This window comes from Roseivivax jejudonensis (genome assembly GCF_900172265.1).
Lineage (GTDB): Bacteria > Pseudomonadota > Alphaproteobacteria > Rhodobacterales > Rhodobacteraceae > Roseivivax > Roseivivax jejudonensis.
Genome location: NZ_FWFK01000001.1, coordinates 355776 through 373572, shown reverse-complemented (window position 1 = coordinate 373572; position 17797 = coordinate 355776). Strand labels below are relative to the sequence as shown.

General features: G+C 66.2%; 18 protein-coding genes. 8 read left to right on the top strand and 10 right to left on the bottom strand.

The genetic code is table 11. The features are described 5' to 3' along the window. The first annotated feature begins 51 nt into the window (after positions 1 to 51). From ROJ8625_RS01795 to ROJ8625_RS01780, 4 genes are all read left to right on the top strand, one after another. Positions 52 to 1104, top strand: a complete 1053-nt coding sequence (locus tag ROJ8625_RS01795) for a type 2 periplasmic-binding domain-containing protein (protein ID WP_085790753.1) — start codon at positions 52 to 54, stop codon at positions 1102 to 1104. Between the two features lie 73 nt (positions 1105 to 1177). After that, positions 1178 to 1597 (top strand): tripartite tricarboxylate transporter TctB family protein, encoded by a 420-nt coding sequence (locus ROJ8625_RS01790; RefSeq protein WP_085790128.1) that lies wholly within the window; start codon positions 1178 to 1180, stop codon positions 1595 to 1597. Positions 1598 to 1616: 19 nt separating this feature from the next. Further along, complete coding sequence (locus ROJ8625_RS01785) at positions 1617 to 3116, top strand: tripartite tricarboxylate transporter permease (RefSeq protein WP_085790127.1); 1500 nt, start codon at positions 1617 to 1619, stop codon at positions 3114 to 3116. 47 nt (positions 3117 to 3163) lie between these two features. Next, positions 3164 to 4177: a LacI family DNA-binding transcriptional regulator gene (locus ROJ8625_RS01780; RefSeq protein ID WP_234984138.1), complete on the top strand. Its 1014-nt coding sequence runs from the start codon at positions 3164 to 3166 to the stop codon at positions 4175 to 4177. Positions 4178 to 4335: 158 nt separating this feature from the next. On the opposite strand, the gene ROJ8625_RS21270 is transcribed toward ROJ8625_RS01780, so the two are convergent. From ROJ8625_RS21270 to ROJ8625_RS01760, 5 genes are all read right to left on the bottom strand, one after another. Next, the gene (locus tag ROJ8625_RS21270) at positions 4336 to 4527 is read right to left on the bottom strand and encodes a helix-turn-helix domain-containing protein (RefSeq protein WP_370738459.1); all 192 of its coding nucleotides are present in this window, start codon (positions 4525 to 4527) and stop codon (positions 4336 to 4338) included. A gap of 20 nt (positions 4528 to 4547) precedes the next feature. Next, positions 4548 to 4976 (bottom strand): hypothetical protein, encoded by a 429-nt coding sequence (locus ROJ8625_RS21265; protein ID WP_234984172.1) that lies wholly within the window; start codon positions 4974 to 4976, stop codon positions 4548 to 4550. Between the two features lie 472 nt (positions 4977 to 5448). After that, positions 5449 to 6504 carry an ABC transporter substrate-binding protein gene (locus ROJ8625_RS01770; protein ID WP_234984137.1) on the bottom strand — a complete coding sequence of 352 codons (1056 nt, stop codon included), beginning with the start codon at positions 6502 to 6504 and terminating at the stop codon, positions 5449 to 5451. Next, positions 6501 to 7886: a sensor histidine kinase gene (locus tag ROJ8625_RS01765; RefSeq protein WP_085790125.1), complete on the bottom strand. Its 1386-nt coding sequence runs from the start codon at positions 7884 to 7886 to the stop codon at positions 6501 to 6503. The genes ROJ8625_RS01770 and ROJ8625_RS01765 overlap by 4 nt, the downstream gene beginning before the upstream one ends. Further along, positions 7870 to 8547, bottom strand: a complete 678-nt coding sequence (locus ROJ8625_RS01760) for a response regulator (protein ID WP_085790124.1) — start codon at positions 8545 to 8547, stop codon at positions 7870 to 7872. The genes ROJ8625_RS01765 and ROJ8625_RS01760 overlap by 17 nt, the downstream gene beginning before the upstream one ends. 147 nt (positions 8548 to 8694) lie before the next feature. On the opposite strand from ROJ8625_RS01760, the gene ROJ8625_RS01755 reads away from it, so the two are divergent. From ROJ8625_RS01755 to ROJ8625_RS01740, 4 genes are all read left to right on the top strand, one after another. Continuing rightward, on the top strand, positions 8695 to 9687 hold the full coding sequence (locus ROJ8625_RS01755) for a Bug family tripartite tricarboxylate transporter substrate binding protein (RefSeq protein ID WP_085790123.1): 993 nt from the start codon (positions 8695 to 8697) through the stop codon (positions 9685 to 9687). Positions 9688 to 9784: 97 nt separating this feature from the next. After that, positions 9785 to 10219, top strand: a complete 435-nt coding sequence (locus ROJ8625_RS01750; RefSeq protein WP_306372279.1) for a tripartite tricarboxylate transporter TctB family protein — start codon at positions 9785 to 9787, stop codon at positions 10217 to 10219. Between the two features lie 11 nt (positions 10220 to 10230). Further along, positions 10231 to 11769, top strand: coding sequence for a tripartite tricarboxylate transporter permease (locus ROJ8625_RS01745; protein ID WP_085790122.1), 1539 nt, complete (start codon positions 10231 to 10233; stop codon positions 11767 to 11769). A gap of 127 nt (positions 11770 to 11896) precedes the next feature. Beyond that, positions 11897 to 12952, top strand: coding sequence for an AbrB family transcriptional regulator (locus tag ROJ8625_RS01740; RefSeq protein ID WP_085790121.1), 1056 nt, complete (start codon positions 11897 to 11899; stop codon positions 12950 to 12952). A 52-nt stretch (positions 12953 to 13004) separates the two neighbouring features. On the opposite strand, the gene ROJ8625_RS01735 is transcribed toward ROJ8625_RS01740, so the two are convergent. Genes ROJ8625_RS01735 through ROJ8625_RS01715 form a run of 5 tightly spaced genes read right to left on the bottom strand, consistent with a single transcriptional unit; the run spans position 13005 to position 17765 of the window. Continuing rightward, positions 13005 to 13967, bottom strand: coding sequence for a VOC family protein (locus ROJ8625_RS01735; protein ID WP_085790120.1), 963 nt, complete (start codon positions 13965 to 13967; stop codon positions 13005 to 13007). A gap of 31 nt (positions 13968 to 13998) precedes the next feature. Beyond that, complete coding sequence (locus tag ROJ8625_RS01730; RefSeq protein ID WP_085790749.1) at positions 13999 to 14919, bottom strand: methylenetetrahydrofolate reductase; 921 nt, start codon at positions 14917 to 14919, stop codon at positions 13999 to 14001. Positions 14920 to 14955: 36 nt separating this feature from the next. Further along, positions 14956 to 16260 (bottom strand): TRAP transporter large permease, encoded by a 1305-nt coding sequence (locus tag ROJ8625_RS01725; RefSeq protein WP_085790119.1) that lies wholly within the window; start codon positions 16258 to 16260, stop codon positions 14956 to 14958. Then, the gene (locus ROJ8625_RS01720) at positions 16257 to 16772 is read right to left on the bottom strand and encodes a TRAP transporter small permease (protein ID WP_085790118.1); all 516 of its coding nucleotides are present in this window, start codon (positions 16770 to 16772) and stop codon (positions 16257 to 16259) included. The genes ROJ8625_RS01725 and ROJ8625_RS01720 overlap by 4 nt, the downstream gene beginning before the upstream one ends. Next, positions 16773 to 17765, bottom strand: coding sequence for a TRAP transporter substrate-binding protein (locus tag ROJ8625_RS01715; RefSeq protein WP_085790117.1), 993 nt, complete (start codon positions 17763 to 17765; stop codon positions 16773 to 16775). Between the last annotated feature and the right edge of the window lie 32 nt (positions 17766 to 17797).

Below are 17797 nucleotides of genomic sequence, written 5' to 3'. Positions count from 1 at the left end.
GCTTCGACAGCAATCGACGGGTCGCCGCGCGCGGCCTCACGGGAGGACATGATGACCTTTACCCGCAGAACCATCCTTGCCGCCGTCAGCGCCACGGCGCTGCTTGCCCAACCGATCGCCGCCGCCGCGCAGGAGTTGCCGCGCAACGTGCGCCTCGTGATCGGCTCGACCTCGACGGGCGGGGATACCTACCAGAACTCGTCCATCGTCGCCGATGCTCTGGCCGAGCATCTCGACATCAACATCAAAGTGGATGCAGTGGGCGCGACCGAGGCGTTCAAGGCGCTCGAGCGCGATAGCCGCGGCACCACGCTGATGATCTTCCACGACCAGTCGTATCTGGGGAATCTCTACGGGGTGTCGGGCTACGACGATCCGTTCGAGAACTACACCGTCGGTCCGACCGTCGCGATCAACCCGGGCAACGCCTACCTCGTGCCCAAGTCCTCCGAATACCAGTCGATGGACGACATCCTCACGGCTGCAGAGAACGGGGAGCGCGTGCGCGTCGCGATCCAGCCGGGCGGCGTGTCCGAAATCGGCTTCTCGGCGATGAAGAACGCAGCTGCCGTACGCAGCCCGGGTTCGGAGGAGAACATCGTCGCGGTCAACACCGGCTCGCAGTCGGACAAGAACCAGGCGATGTGGGACGACCTCGCCGACGTCATCAACGGCTCCATTCAGGCCAACGAGCAGTTCACGCAGCTGCCCGAGGATGACCAGAAGGCGATGCGTTTCGTCTGGATCACCGCGCGTCCCGCGACGCTCGAGCAAGCGCCCGAGCAGGGCATGGGCGAGACCGACCGCGCCGCGCTGATGCAGTACGCCGCCCCGGAAACCTCCGTGCCGCTCAACGAAGAGGGCGAGAACTTCACGTTCGACAAGGAGTTCTTCTTCCTCTTCAACCCGGAGATGGACCCGGCGATCATCGAGCAGATCGACACCGCGCTGGCCGAGATCTTCGAGAACGGCGAGATCCAGGAGCGTCAGAAGGCGTCGTTCTTCATTCCGAACTTCCTGCCCTCGGGCGAGGCGCAGCAACACCTCATGGACAAGCGCGACACCTACGAGCAGGTGATCTCCGAGATCTCGGGCGAATCCTGATCCAATCGAAGGGCCCGGGCGCGCGCGTCCGGGCCCTTTTTGTATCCGCACATCTCTGAGGGAGGAGACGGGCATGGACGCGCTTACCCAGGTAACGATCGATTTCGAGACTTCGCACCTCGTTTTTCCGCGGCTGATCTCAGTGATCCTCGCGCTTATGGGGGCCGCGATCCTGCTGACCAAGAGGCAGCGTATTGCCGGTGCCGGCGGCTATTGGCGCGAGACCCTGTCCCGCATGGACAAGGCGCGCTTCTTTGGCACGCTGGCGCTGACGTTGCTCTACTTCTCGTTGATGGTTCCGGTCGGGGACATCTGGCCCAACACTGGCCGGGGCTTCCTGATTTGCTCGGTGCCTTACGTGCTCGCCACCGGACTGCTGTTCATGCACGACCGAACGATCCGGAACGTCGTACCGCTAGCCATCGTCGCACTCCTCGCCCCGGCTCTGGTCTGGTGGCTCTTCACCGACCTTTTCTTCCTGACCCTTCCCTGACGTGTCTGGAGCATTCGGCATGGAATTTCTCAGCCTCATATCGCCGCTCTTCCTCTGCCTCGTCGTGGGAGGGACGCTCGTCGGCATCATCTTCGGTGCCATTCCCGGCATGACCGCCACCATGGCCGTCGCCGTCTGCCTGCCGATGACCTATTCGCTCGGTCTCGAGAACGGCCTTGCGTTGCTGCTCGGGCTATACGTCGGCGGGATTTCGGGTGGTCTCGTGCCTGCGATCCTTCTCGGTATTCCCGGCACCCCGTCCTCGATCACGACGACCTTCGACGGCTATCCAATGGCCAAGGCCGGCGAGGGCGAGAAGGCGCTGCGCATTGGTATCATCGCTTCCTTCTGTGGCGGGGTGGTCAGCTTGATCGCTCTGTTCTTCTTCGCCCCGGCGCTTGCGAACTTCGCCATCGAGTTCTCGTATGTCGAGAAGTTCCTCATCATCCTCTTTGCTCTTACCGTGATGGCGGCATTGTCCTCGGACATGCTGATGGGCATCTTCTCGGGCTTTCTCGGCATCTTCGTCGCGCTTATCGGCGTCTACGACATCTCGGATGGGGGAAATGGCGAGCTGCGGCTCATCCCGCCGGGCACGGAATACTGGCTCGAAGGCGGCTTTTCGCTCCTTCCCGTCCTCATCGGTCTTTTCGGTCTCGCCGCGATCCTTGAAGAGGCGGAGACCGGCGTGAAGCAGGGCCAGACGATGGACGACGTGAAGATCGGCGGCGGCGGCGGCTTCTCGCTGGGCATCTTCAAGGGCCAATTCGTGAACATCTTTCGCTCGTCCGGCATCGGCACCTTCACCGGCATTCTTCCCGGCGTCGGAGGATCGGCCGCGTCGATCCTCGCCTATTCCAACGCCAAGACCTTCTCGAAACACCCCGAGCGTTTCGGCAAGGGTGAGCCGTCGGGCCTCATCGCGTCGGAGTCGGGCAACAACGGCCTCACTGGCGGCGCGCTCGTGCCGCTTCTGTCACTCGGCATCCCTGGGGACTCGACCACGGCGCTCCTGATCGGCGCCTTCACGCTTCAGGGAATCCAGGTCGGACCGCTCTTTATCGGCAACAATCCCGAGACATGGAACGCGATGATCTTCGCAATGCTGCTCGCCAACGTGGCCATGCTCGTCATGATGTACGTGGCGATCCGCTACTTTGCGATGGTGGTGACGATCCCCAAGCACATCCTGTTCCCGGTGATTCTGATGATGTGCGTGATCGGCGCCTACACGATCAACTACGGCATCATGTTCGACGTCTGGACGCTGCTGATCTTCGGCCTCTTCGGCTGGGTCGCAGTCAAGCTCGGCCTCGAGATCGCGCCGTTCATCATCGGTTTCATTCTCGGGCCATCGGCCGAAGTTTACTTCGTGAAGAGCCTGGAGAGCTTCGGCGATCTGACGATCTTCTTCACCAAGAGTTGGATAGCCTTGGTTCTCTGGGTGCTGATCATTGGGTCTCTTGCCGCATCCGTGTACATAGCTCGCAACAAGCGGGCGACGGATCAGCTCGCGTGACGCATCGCCGTCTTGCCTTATGACGGCCGGGGCCGGAGCATTCGAGCATGAACGTCGAGAATGGGACAGGCAAGCGCGTCACCATGGCAACCGTCGGCCGGATGGCCGGCGTCAGCCAGGTGACCGTGAGCCGCGCGCTCTCGGACCCGTCGAAGGTTTCGCCCGAGACCCTGCGCCGCATTCGTGAGGCCATCGAGCTTACCGGCTTCGTGCCGAACGCCATCGCGGGGGCGCTCGCCTCGAACCGGTCAAACCTCGTCACGGCGCTGATCCCGTCGCTGACCAACGTGGTCTACTCATCCTTCATGGCCCCGTTCTCGGAAACGCTCCGGGCGCGGGGCTACCAGATCCTGCTTTCCGAAACCGGTTTCGACCCGTCCGAAGAAGAGGCGCTGATTTCGGCCCACCTGTCGCGCCGTCCCGACGCGATGCTGCTGACCGGGATCCAGCACACGGCAGCGACGCGGCGGCTCTTGCTGGGTGCGGCCATACCGGTGGTCGAGGTCTGGGATCTGAGCGACAGCCCCGTGGATCTTTGCGTCGGGTTCAGCCACGCCGAGGCCGGCCGCGCCGTTGCGGATTTCGCGCTGGATCTCGGACATTCATGTGCTGCGAGTGTCACGGCTTCGGACGAGCGGGCCCACCGGCGGCGGCGCGCCTTCGCGGACCGCTTTTCGGCGCGCGGGGGGGCGTCGGTGCGGGATGTGGATGTCGGTGGCCCCGCCTCGATCCGTGCCGGACGAACCGCGCTCGCCGGACTGATCGAAGGGCAGGGGCCGACGCCACGGCTGGTGTTCTGCTCGTCTGACCTTCTCGCGCACGGCGTGATGATCGAGGCTCAGGCGCGGGGGCTTTCGATCCCCGAGGATCTCGCCGTGATAGGTTTCGGAGACCAGGACTTCGCCGCCGAACTCGAGCCGGCGTTGACGTCCGTAAGGGTCGACCGCAAGCGTCTGGGACGGCTTGCGGCCGAGGCGCTCCTGGCGCGGCTGGCCAAGTCGGAGGTGACCCATCCGGTCGTCGATGTGGGATTCGAGATCGTGCGCCGCGGCACGACCTGAGGACCGCCCGCGACGGGCGGCAAAACCGGCTCTACGCGTCCGCGTGAATGCAAGTCGGGCCGCCCGAAACGGTCTGTCTCGACCCTCCACCAGCGAGTGACAGAGATCATCCGGCGCGAACTTGATCGGATCGTCGCGCCCGGCTGACGGCGACGGTGTTACGCAATCCGAAAGGATTGAGCGCGCGGCGAGGTGCCGAAATGCGCGCGATAGGTCCACGAGAAATAGCTGGGGTTTTCGAACCCGCACGCGAACGCGACCTCCGACACGGACATTTCCGTCTGCAAAAACAGAAGCCTCGCTCGGTCGAGGCGCAGCTCGGCGTAGTATCGCTTCGGGGTCGTGTTCATCAGGCGCCCGAAGAGGCGTTCTAGCTGCCGCACCGAGATCGACGAATGTCGAACTCGGTTTGCAGGTGTGTCTGCGCGCGTTGCGCGAGATCCTCGAAACTGCCGATGTCGCGCGCCTCGCCCGGTCCGAGAGGACCTTGAAGCGTGCGCATGAGGAGATCCGAAAACTCGCCTTCGGCCACGTCCTCCCGGTCGGTGACGAGCGAGCGGGTGTTGCCGTCGTCCGTATCGATGTCCACCGCGACCGCCAGCAGGTAGGCGTGCGTGGCGCCCATGTTCGTCACGAGGCATCGGCCCTTGCTTTGCTCAGAGGCGGCGCGACTGATGTGGATCACGCTGCGGTTCTGCCGCAAGAAGCTGACGAGAAAGAACTGTAGGACGCAACCCAAACGCACATGAGCACGAGGCTCATGAAGACGTTTAGCAATTCGGCGTTCCGCTGCATCCACCCGAGCATGAACCCTCCGGTCGTGTTGCGTCTCTGGCGAACGGAGGCGTCTGAACGTTGGTCCCGCGTGCGGTGTGCTCCGCCATGCGACGCTTCATGGATCGCGGTCTGTTGATGATGCGCCCCGTGGCACCGACTGCACCGCGCCGGTTCGGCCGAAGACCGGAAATCGTCGCCGAGGCGGACTCGGCATTGGCTTCCGGAATCGCGTAACTTCTGCGGGCACGATGTTTTTGATGGGCTCGCGCAGGCGGCCAGTATTGAACCGTCGGATCCATTCGAATGTCGTGTGCTAGACGGCCGCGAAACCAAGCGAAGGCGTGCGACGTCCGATGACCTCTGCCTTCAAGTCGATGAATGAAAATGGGCCAGAACAAACATCGACATGACGTGGTGCACCCGCCCCGGTCACTTCGATCGCTCGATGTCCGGTCCGCCGAACCAGCGATAGGGTCTCGGTTTGGGAGCCGCGCTCACTGTCCCGGAAAGGCGTTTCGCCAGAGGTCGTTGAACAGGCTGCGCTTCTGTCGGTCAGAGGCGACGAGGAGCTTTGGTGACAGTTCGATCGGCCTCAACTGCGAGGCGCCGAAAGCCTCGGCTGCTGCGCCTTTGTCGATCAGGCCGTCCAGATCGGTGAGCAGATGCGCATCGCGCAGGCCGTCGGTTCCGGCCGGGGACAGCATGTAGTCGACAAGCCCGGCAGCCAGCGCGGCATTTTCCGCGTTTCGGGGAATGACCGCGCCGCGGGCGAGGATCAGTGTATAATCCGCGGGTGCGACGATACCGAGTTGCGGGTTCTCCTCGGCGAGATCGAAGGCGTACGAGCCGAGTATGTTGTAGCCGATGAGGTATCGCCCGCTCAGGACCCCGTTCATGATCTCGGCCGAGCAGCAGGTCGCAACGGCGCCCGTGCGGCCGAATGACTCGAGCAGGCCGCCGAACGTCGTGGCTTCGAGCGAGTCCGCGTAGGCGAAGAGAAATCCAAGGCCCGACGCCTCGATGTCGTAGGTCGCCACGCGCCCGGCGTAGCGTTCGGACCGGTTGCGCAGGATGTCCAGAAGATCGAAGCGAGAGCGTGGCACATCCTGCGTCGGTACCAGCTCACGATTGTAGACGATCACCGCCGGCTCCCGGGTGATGCCCCAGAGTTCGTCGCGCCACGACAAGGCCGCGGGCAACGACGCGGTTTCTTCGGAGACATAGGATGCGGCGCACGCCCGGTTTACGAATTCCACCAGTTGATGAACTGCGGAACTGATGACCAGATCCGCGCCCGGCGGCCCCTGCTCGCAGTCCGCCAGGCTGCGCCGGTAGAGATTGTTTGACAGCCATTGCTCGTAGACGATCGCCGTATCGGGCCGCGCGTCGAGAAAGCTCTCCAGAACAGGACGCAGCACGGCGAGGTCCGTGGTGCTGCGCACCCGCATCTCCTGCGCGGCGTCCGGCGGCCCGAGCCGTTCGGAAAGCTCCTGCGCGGTGGCACCGGTGCCCGCGACAAAGCCTAGACAGAGCGCGAGCCGAAGGATCACGGGGGGGTCTCCCGCGGCAGGACCATGGCGATCTCGAAGCCCGCGTCGCCACGGCGCGGCGCCAGCTGACCGTCGTGGTTCGTGGCGACGGCGTGCGCGATCGCGAGGCCGAGGCCGCCGGCCCCGGCGGACGCGCCGTTCAGGAATCGGCTGCCCATGCGCGACAGCACGGCGTCGTCCGGGCCGCCTCCGGCATCCCGGACCCAGAGCCGCGCCTCCTGCGGCGTGCCCGACACGCCGAAGACGATCGGCGGCACGCCATGGCGGATCCCGTTCCCAAGGAGGTTCTTTCCCGCCTCGGTCAGCGACAGACGGTCCGCGGTAACCGCGACTTCGGTTTCCGGAAGGTCGAGCGTGATCGCGTGGTGCGACGCCGCGATCTCCAGTTCGCTGGCCTCGTAGATCTCGAGCGCCACGTCGCGCAGGTCCAGCCGTTCCTTCCGCGCGGCGTCGCCGCGGTGCACCACGAGGCCTTGACTGAGCAACTGGTCGAGCAGCCGGCTCAGGGCCACGAGGCGGTCGCGCGCACGATCGAGAAGCGCGGCCTGCTGTGCGGGGTCGTCCTCGTGCTTCACCGCATCGAGCTGCACGCGGATCGCGGCGAGTGGTGTGCGCAGCTGGTGCGCGGTGTCGGCGATCAAGTCCCGGTTTGCGTTCAACTGCCGCTGCAGTCGCGCGATGAAGTCGTTGAGCGCGTCGCGCAGGGCCGCGACCTCGCGCGGGGCAGGTTCGGCCAGCGGCGTGAGGTCTGCGGGCGTGCGGCGCGCAAGCGCATCGCCGATCCGCCCCAGCGGGCGCAGCGCGGACAGGACCGCGAGCCACGCGAAGACGGCAATCACCACGCCGGCCGCGCCCAGGACGACGACGGCGTTCTGCGCGATGTCGAAGGCGAGCGCCCGGCGCGCGTGAAGCGTATGGCCGACGATGACCTCGACAGGGCCAGTGTAGCCTCGCTCGGCGAAGCGGCGCACCACGGCCACGTAGCGCGCGGGCTCCGCGCCGAACGTGCCGCCGTAGAAGCTGATCGGCAGTGCGTCGTCGGGCCGGGGTGTGCTGTCGCTGCCTGTCAGGGTCTCGCCGCCGCGGCCGACCACGCGGTAGTCGATCCGATCCCGGGGCGCGAGCGCGAGCAGTTCGAACGCCGAGACCGGCATGTCCACGATCGGGACCCCGTCGCGGATCGTGATGGACTCGGCGATGTCGCTCGCGGCGCCGACCAGCAGACGATCGAACGCTTCGCGCGCCGCATGGCGGCCGTAGGCAAGCGCGGCGATCAGCACGAGGATCCCGCCGATGGCGACGACCGCACCGATCGCAAGCGCGATGCGCGCCTGCAGCGAGAGCGTGGTCCGCGGGGCGGCGGCGTCAGTCACGGCCGGCATTCTCGAGCGAGTAGCCAAGATTGCGGTGGGTAAGGATCTTCACGTCCGATCCTCCGAGCTTCTTGCGGATGCGCGCCACGTAGAGCTCGATCGCGTTCAGGCCGACATCGGCATCATCAAAGGTGAACAACCCCTCGAAGAGCTTCTCCTTGGATATGATGCGGCCGGTGTTGCGCATGAGAATGTTGAGCAGCGTCAGTTCCCGGCGCGTCATCGGCACCAGTTCGCCGCGAAGGCGCACCGTGTGCGCCGAAGGGTCGAAGACGATGTCGCCGACCGAGATCTCCGGCGCCGATTGCTCGTTGCCACGCCGGGTCAGGGCGCGGACGCGCGCGCTCAGTTCGCGCAGATCGAACGGTTTGACGAGATAGTCGTCCGCGCCTTCGTCGAGCGAGCCGACCCGCGTCTCGACCGAAAAGTTTGCCGAGAGCATCAGAACCGGCGTCGTGTCGCGCCGGCGACGCATCGCCCTCAGGACCTCGCGGCCGTCGCCGTCCGGAAGCTGGATATCGAGGATGACGAGATCGAACTCCTGGACCGCGAGGCAGGTCTCTGCCTCGGCGGCGGTGTCGACCACGTCGCAGGCGAATCCCTCGCGACCCAGATGCGCCGCGATCGTCGCGGCCACATCGCCGGCATCCTCGATCAAGAGTACGCGCATGCCGTTCCTCCCCGGACCGCAAGCATAGAAGGTGGGACGGTCGGTGAAAAGATGTGCAGGCCGATGACAGCTTGACGACAGCCTGTGCCACTAGGCTCCGCGAGTGGACGGGGCTGCGCGCCCCGACGTCCAGTGGAGGAGACTGACATGATCAAGACAACCCTAGCGGGCGGCGCCGTTGCGGCCGCCCTCGTCGCAACCGTGCCGTTCGCGGCATCGGCCCAGGAATTCACCCCCGATCAGCCCGAGTGCATCGCGCCCGCCGCGGCCGGCGGCGGCTGGGACTTCACCTGCCGCCAGGTGGCGCGCATCATGCGCGAAACCGACCTGATCGACGGCTCGATGCGGGTGCAGAACCTGTCGGGCGGCGGTGGCGGCGTTGCCTATGCCGAGGTGGTCAACAAGCGCAACGACGAGAACGACCTGATCGTGGCGGCCTCGACCGCGACGGCGACCCGCCTCGCGCAGGGCGCGTATCCGGGCAACACGATGGACCAGGTTCGCTGGCTCGGCACGATCGGCGCGGATTACGGCGTCATCGGCGTGCGGCCCGATTCCGAGATCGAGGATCTGCCGCAGCTGATGACCGCGCTCGAGGAGGATCCGAGCTCGATCTCGATCGGTGGTGGCTCGGCCTCGGGTGGCTGGGATCACCTGAAGGTCCTGATCGCGGCGCAGGAAGCCGGGATCGAGGAGCTGCGCTCGATCAAGTACGTCGCCTTCGCCGGCGGCGGCGAGGCGATCAGCCAGCTTCTGGCCGGCTCGCTTCAGGCGTATTCGGGCGATCTCTCCGAAGCGATGGGCTTCGTCGAGTCGGGCGATCTTCGGGTTCTCGCCGTGCTGGCGCCGGAGCGGCTCGAGGGCGACTTCTCGGAGTTCCCGACAGCTTCTGAGCAGGGTCTCGACGTCGTCGGCGCGAACTGGCGCGGCTTCTACGCCCCGGGCGAGATGAGCGACGAAGCGTACGATTGGTGGAGCGGTCAGCTCGACACGATGTACGCGAGCGAAGAATGGAAAGCCGTCATGGAGCAGAACGGCCTCGCCGATCTCGATCTCCACGGCGAGGAATTCCGCGACTTCGTCGCCGAGTCCGTCAGCGACATCGAGGAGATCTCGCGCGAGATCGGCCTCATCCAGTAAGGCGCCGGAGCTGCCGGCACCTCGCCCGCGGCGATGTCGCGGGCGAGGCATTCGCCGCATGCGGCTTTCCTAAAAACATGCACCCGGGAGACATCTCATGATGAGTGATCGCGTTCTCGGCGGCGTCGGGCTCGCCCTCGCCGTGTTCTACGCCTGGGCGGCGACCATCATCCCCGAACCGTTCTCGTCCGACGCCATCGGGCCCGACGGCTTCCCGATGATCATCGCGCTCGTCCTCGGCCTTTCGTCCATCTACTTCGTCGTGAAACCCGATCCCGAGCCGAAATGGCCGGCGCTCAACCGTCTGGCCGAGATCGGCTGCGCGCTGCTCGTGATGTTCGGCTACGCGCAGGTGCTGCCGATCCTCGGGTTCGTGTTCTCGACCGTGATCATCACCGCCTACCTGACGTGGCGCCTCGGTGCGGGTCCGCTGACTGCGCTCCTGAACGGCGTCGGCACCTCGGTCGGTCTTTTCGTGCTGTTCGAGCTGATCTTCGGATTGTCGCTCGCCGACGGCCCGCTCGGCTTCTGAAGGCATACATCATGGAAACTTTCGCTTCCCTCTACGAAGGCTTCGCCGTCGCACTGACATGGCAGAACCTTCTGCTGGCGCTGCTCGGCTGCTTTCTTGGCACGATGATGGGCGCCCTGCCGGGTCTCGGCCCGGCCAACGGCGTCGCGATCCTCATCCCGCTCGCCTTTACCTTCGGTCTCAGTGCGATCGCCGCGCTGATCCTGCTGACCTCCGTTTACTACGGGGCGATGTACGGCGGCCGGATCTCGTCGATCCTGCTCAACATTCCGGGTGACGAACCGGCGATGATGACCTGTCTCGACGGCTATCCGATGGCGCAGGCCGGCCGGGCCGGCGAGGCGCTGGCGCTCTCGGGCGTTGCCTCCTTCGTCGGTGCGTTCTTCGCGACCTGGGGCCTTGTTTTCCTCGCGCCGCTTCTCGTGCAGATCGCGCTGCTGTTCGGCCCGGGCGAATACTTCGTCCTCTACACGCTCGCCTTCGCGACGCTGGGCGGCATCGCTGCGACGAACCAGGCCAAGTCCGCGTTCGCGGCGGCGCTCGGGATCGGCATCGCGATGATCGGCGTCGACACCCAGACCGGCGTGCAGCGCTTCACCTTCGGCGAAGTGCACCTCTACGACGGCATCGACTTCCTGATCGCGATCGTCGGCCTGTTCGCCCTGTCCGAGGTCTTCGTCTTTCTCGAGCATCGCGGACAGAACGACAGCGCGGACGAGGGCAAGATGAAGATCGGCCGCGTCACGCCGTCGTTGAGTGTTCTGCGCTACTGCACGCCCGCGATGATCCGATCCACCGTTCTGGGCTTCATCTCGGGCGTTCTGCCGGGGGCAGGGGCCTCGCTCGGGTCGTTCCTGGCCTACTCGGTCGAAAAGCAGGTGTCGGACCCGCGGTCCGAGACGTTCGGCAAAGGCGATCCGCGCGGTGTCGCCGCGCCGGAGGCCGGCAACAACGCCGCTTCGGGGGGTGCGCTCGTGCCGATGCTGGCGCTGGGCGTGCCCGGCTCGGGCACCACGGCAGTGCTTCTGGCCGTGCTGCTGACGCTGAACATCCAGCCGGGGCCGCTTCTGTTCCAGAACAACCCCGACGTGGTCTGGGGCCTCATCGCGGCGCTGTTCATCGGCAACTTCATGTTGCTGGCGCTCAACATCCCGATGGTGGGCATCTTCACCCGGGTGCTGCTGGTGCCGACGCACATCCTGATGCCGGTGGTCGCGATGATCGCCTTCATCGGGATCTACTCGATCACCGGCTCCACCTTCGAGTTGACGATGATGGTGCTGTTCGGCGCGCTGGGCTGGGTGTTGCGCAAGCTCGACGTGCCTCTGGTCCCGATCATTCTGGGCATCCTCCTCGGCAACGAGATGGAGGTGAACCTGCGCCGCGCGATGACGATCTCGAACGGTGAATGGACGACGCTCTTCGACAGCTGGCTGGCCATCATCCTGTGGACCATCGCGATCGTCGGGTTCGTTCTTCCGATCTTCCTCGGCAAGCGCGTGAAGCGGAAGATGAAGGAAGCCGAAGAAGAGGGTCCGCTCAGCGACTGATCTCGCGCCCGGCCCCCCTTGGGGCCGGGACGCGCCGCGCGTATACCGCGCCGTGCGGCGGGGGTCCGACGGAACCCGCCGCGCATTGTCCGGAACGGGCGGACGCTCTCACGTCTTACGAAGTGGCATGATCGACACGAAGCTCCGCACAGCACTGCTCGAAACGCTCGCCTGCATGGCGGTCGGTGGACTTGGCGCCGGGCTTTTCGTCACGATCGGATTTCCGGCGCCGTTCCTCGCCGGACCCGCCATCGCGGTCACGCTTGCCAGCCTGCTCGGCGCCCGCCTGTCGATCCTGCCGCCCGTGCGCGACACCTGTTTCCTGCTGCTCGGCATCGGGATCGGATCGTCCGTCACGCCGGACGTGCTCGAGGCCGCGGCGAAGTGGCCGGCCAGCCTCGCCATCATGTCCGTGACGCTTATCGTCACGCTGATCGCGTGCCGCACCCTGCTGCGCCGCGCTTTCGGGTTCGAGAAGCTTCCGGCGACACTTGCGGCGACGCCGGGCCACCTGAGCTACGTCATCGGGATCGCGACCGACCTGCGCAGTGATACCGCCCGTATCGCGATCGTCCAGTCGATGCGTGTGCTGTTCCTGACCGTCGCGGTCCCGGCCATCCTTGCGGTCTGGGGCGTCGAGGGCGACGCACCCCAACCGAATACGGGCCCGATGTCGGTCTTCGGGTTCGTGGTGATCGTGCTCGTATCCGCCGCACTGGCGATGGGGCTGAGCCGATTGAGCATCCCGGCGGCGTGGCTGCTCGGTGGCATGATCGCCTCGGGTGTGGGTCACGGATCGGAGCTCGCCCCGGGTCAGTTGCCGGCGTGGATGACGCTGACGGCCTTCACCATCATGGGAAGCCTGATCGGATTGCGGTTCCGCGGGCGAAGTTCGAGCGACCTGCGCCGCAATCTCGGCGCCGGCGTCGCGCTGACCGCATTGTCCTGCGCGCTGGCCGTCGCCGGCGCGCTCGTGTCGGCGAGCCTGCTCGACCTGCCATTCGCCCTGATGCTGATGTCGTTCGCGCCCGGCGGGGTAGAGGTCATGGCTGCGATGGCGGTGCAGATCGGGATCGAGCCGACAGTCGTCGCCGCGCATCACGTCTTTCGGCTTCTGGTCCTGACGGTCGTCATTGGCGTGGTGCTGGGCCAGGAAAAACGCGCGCGGCAGTCCGGCCAATAGGCGGACCTCCCGGGGCGGCACGCACCCGCGGTGACGCGGCCGCGGCGGCGGCTCAGTCCTCGGCCGTCGGCGGCGTGCCATGGGTGTGGAACGTCTCGATCGTCTTCAAGCCCCAAGCCTGGCCCTTCTTGCGATCCGCCTCGGTCCAGCGGACCGGCTCCCAGTCCGGAGCGAGGATCAGCCGCGCGCCGGCGTTCGCCAGCTCCACCCGGTTGCCTGCCGGTTCCCAGACATACAGGAAGAAGGTGCCTTGGATCGCGTGCTTGTGCGGCCCGGTCTCGATGTGCACGCCGTTCTGCAGGAAGATGTCGGCCGCGCGCAGGATGTCCTCGCGCTGATCGGTTGCATAGGTCACGTGGTGAAGACGGCCGTGGCCCGTGCCATGCTCCTCTGTGCAGGCGAGGTCGTAGGTCTTGTTGTTGACCGTGAACCAGCAGCCCCCGATCCGCCCGTTGTCGAGCTGGATGTATTCGGTCACGCGGCTTCCGAGGCAGGTCAGCATGAAGTCACGGAAAACCGAGACATCCTGTGCGAGCAGGTTCAGGTGATCGAGCCGGCGCGGCGGCATGCCGGTAAAGGCGCTCGCCGTGTTCTTGAGCGCCGGGCGGTCTTCGGGCGGGGCCTCGTAACGCCGGGTCTCGTAATAGATCTCGAAGACGTGGCCGAACGGATCCCCGAAACGGAAGGCGGGACCGTGCCCGTCATCGCCGTCCACCCACCCCTGCACCGGATAGCCCGAGGCCTCGATCACCGCGACGCAACGGTCGAGCGCTTCGGGCGACGCGGCGCGATAGCCGATGTGACCGACGCCCGTCGTTTCCGCGCGGGTCAGCTTCAGCGAATGGTGCTCGTAGTCGTCCCAGGCGCGCAGGTAGGCACTGTCGGCGTCCTCGCCCGACAGTTTCAGCCCGTAGACCCGCGTGAAAAAGTCGAGGCTCTCATCGTAGCGGTCGGTCAGCATCTCGACATGGCCGAGATGAGCGATGTCGCCGGCGCGCGTTCGGGTGTCGGCCATTGTGATGTCTCCCGGTTCTGCTCGGTGATCCTCAGCCGCGCGCGGCGACGGCCGGTGCGGTGCCTGCGATGCGGTTGGCATATTCCGCGGCCTGCCGGATGCCGCCCAGCGGGAAGAGATGCGCACCGGCGATCTGCGAGTCCGGCGTCTTCGCCGCGTAATCGGCGATGTCGTTCAGAACCTCGGTCGGCTCGAACGGCTTGACCAGCTTGCTGACGTCGCGCGCGCGCTTCTGCAGCACGGAATAGGAGGGGCCGATGCCGCAGGCTACGGCGAACTTCAGCAACGTCTGGAGCTTTGCCGGCCCGGCCACGCCGACATGAATCGGCAGGTCGATGCCGGCGGTGCGCATCCGCTCGCTCCACGAGATCACGGGCGCGGCGTCGAACACGAACTGGGTCACGAGCGCCATGTCCGCGCCGGTCCGCTGGGCGAAGTCGTGCTTCCAGCGCGCGGCGTCGTCGACGATGCGTGTGCCGCCGTCGGGATCGATGTCGCGGCTGCCTTCGGGGTGCCCGGCGACGTGCAGGCGGGTGAAGCCGTGTTTGTCGAACAGGCCGGTTTCGAGCAGCGCCATCGAGCTGTCGAAGCCACCCGCCGCGCGGCGCGCGCCGCCGGCCAGCACCAGCGCCTCGGTCACGCCGGACTCCTCGGCGTAGCGACGCAGCCAGTCTTCGAGCGTGTCGCGCCCGTCGATCCAGCGTGCGGGCACATGCGGCATCGGGCGGAAGCCCTCGTCGCGGACGCGCTTGGCGCAGGCCACCATGTCCTCGATCGGCGTGCCCTCGATATGCGCGATGTAGACGCGCGTCCCGGCGGGCAGCACATCGCGGAAATCGTCGATGTTCGCGGCGGTGCGGGGCATCACCTCGATCGAGTATCCTGCGAGGAAGTCGGGCAGCGCCGCGCCTTCACGGGTCGGCCGCGGCCGGAAGAAGTTGAGGATCGTCATCAGCATCGTCTCCTTTCCCCGCGCGGGCGCGAGATGTCAGCCGAACATCGTGTCGGGCAGGATGAGCGAGATTTGCGGCAGCGCGATCAGGATCGCGAGCGTCACCAGCATGGCGAACCAGAACGGAAGGACGCCGCGGAAGATGTCGCCCAGCGGGACGTTCGGGGCGACCGATTTCACGATGAACACGTTGATTCCCACAGGTGGGGAGATCAGCCCCATCTCGAGCGTCAGCACCACGAGGACGCCGAACCAGATCGGGTCGATGCCGAGTTCGAGGATCACCGGAAAGAAGATCGGCAACGTCAGGACCAGCATCGCGAAGCCCTCGAGGAAACAGCCGAGCACGAGGTAGACCAGCAGGATCGCCACCAGCGTGCCGATCGTCCCGAGGGCGAGCGCGTCGAGCGCCGCGCCGACCGCCGACGGGATGTGGCTGAGCGCAAGGAACGGGTTGATGAGATGCGCCGCGATCAGGATCAGCATTACGGTCGCCGTCGTCACGATGCTTTCGCGTGCCGCGCGCCAAAGCGCGACCGGCCCGAGAGACCGGGTGACGAAGCCGTAGAGGATCACCAGGGCCGCCCCGACGCCCGCCGCCTCGACCGGCGAGAAGAGGCCGGTATAGATGCCGCCGATCGTCATCAGGATCACCACGAGGATCGGCAGCGCGCCGCGCAGCGCGCGCGCCTTTTCCGCCGCCGAGGTGGAGGGACCGGCCGGCCCCATGTCGGACCGCCACCAGCACATGAGCGCGATCGTCGTCAGGAACGCGCTCAGCAACAGGATGCCGGGCAGGACGCCGGCGAGAAACAGGCGACCGATCGATTGCTCGGTCAGGATCGCGTAGATCACGAAGCCCGTCGATGGCGGGATGAGGATGCCGAGCGTCCCCCCCGCGGCCACGACGCCGGTCGAAAGCCGTGGATCGTAGGAGAAGCGGTCCATTTCGGCGAGAGAGACCTTGCCCATGGTCAGCGCAGACGCCACCGAAGAGCCCGACAGCGCCGCAAAGCCGCCGCAGCCGATGACCGTCGCAGAGGCGAGGCCGCCGCGCACCTGTCCGATGCTCGCATAGGCGGCGTCGTAGAGTTGGCGGCTCATGCCGGTGACGGTGGCCACGTTGCCCATCAGGATGAACAACGGGATGATCACGAGCTCGGGGTTGGAGGCGAGCGTGAAGGTTTCGGACGCCAGCAGCCCGGTCGCGGCGCTCCAGCCGTTCAGCATCCAGATGCCGATGAACCCGACGAGGAACATCGCGAAGGCGACCGGGATCCGCAGGATCAGCAGCGCGAGAAGGACAATGATGCCAATGGTGCCGAGAGTCGCGCCGCTCATGTGACCCCCGGCGGCCGCTCACGTGTCACGTCGCGGCCGGAGATCGCAAGCTCCGCCGCGCGCAGCAGCATCCCGAGCGCAGTGATGACCGCGAGCGCGCAGAGCGCGTACTGGAACCACGCCTTGGGAAGCCCCAGCAGGTTCGTCGACAGGTTCAGCATGCGGCTCAGGCCTGCACTCTGGGCGACCGCGCCGGCGATGAAGGCAAAGATCACCGCGCCGAGGAGTGCCGATCCGATATTGATTGCCCGGTTCAGGCCATCGGGAAAGCGCCGTTCCAGAACATCGACCGAGATATGCCCGCCGACGCGGTCACAGACCGCCATGCCGCCGAAAACGACGATCACCAGCGTCATCGTGATCAGGTCCTGGCTGCCGAAGAGCGGTGCGCCGAGGGCCCGGCCGACCACATCGGCGACGATCACGACGACTTCTACCAGCGCACCGAGTGCGCCGAGAAAGGCGGACAGGCCGATCAGCCCGTCCGCCGCCGTGCGCAGGGAGCCCAGCACTCAGCTGCCCTGGCCCGCCGCGGTCTGCATCGCATCGTACGCGGCCTGCCCGCCGACGCGTTCGACGTAGGCGTCTGTCACCTCGGCGACGGCATCGTTGAACGCCTGCGCCTCGTCCTCGGACAGCTCGATAATGGTGTTGTCGCCGGCATCGCGCGCGGCCTGAAGCGCGCTGTCGGCGGTGGCGTTCCATGCGTCCTCGGCCGATTTCGACAGTTCGGCCCCGGCGACCTCGTCGATCGCCGCCTTCTGGTCGTCGGGCAGGTTGTCGTAGGTCGACTGCGTCATCACCGTGTAGAACACGAGCCGCCCGAGGTTCGCGCCGAGCGTGTAGCTGTTCGCGACTTCGTCGAGCTTGAAGTCGGACAGCGTCGAGGCCCCGGTGATGACCCCGTCGATCAGGCCGGTCTGCATCGCGTTGTAAACCTGGTTGATCGGCATCTGCACCGGGGTCGCGCCGAGCGCTTCGGCCACGTCCGCAGACGTCGCGCCCGCGACCCGGACCTTGAGCCCATCGAGATCGGACGGCTGCCGGATCTCGTGATCCTTCATGATGAAGATGTTGGGCTCGGACGTCCAAAGCGCGAGCGGCTTGGTGCGCGGAAACTCGGACTCGAGCTCGGAATACGCGTTCCAGAGCGCCTCGTATCCCGGCTGGTCGAGCGTCAGCGTCGTCGGCAACTCGGCGATCATGGTCTTCGGAAACTGCGAGGACGTGTAACCCGGCAGGCCCCAGGCCATGTCGGCCACACCCTGCACCACGCGCACGTATTGCTCGGCCGGGCCGGCACCGAGCTCACCGCCGTGGTAGCCGCGCACCGTCAGCTCGCCATCGGTCGCTGCCGACAGGTCCTCGTTGAGCTTCTCGATGACGCTCGCGTTGATCGTGTGGAACGGCGGCGTGAAGTTCGCGAATTTCATCTCGGCGGCCGCGGCGGGCAGCGCCGCGCAGGCGGCCACCGCAAGCGCGGCGATGGAACGTGTGACTGTCATCTTGTCTCCTCCCTCGAGACTGTGGTCGATGC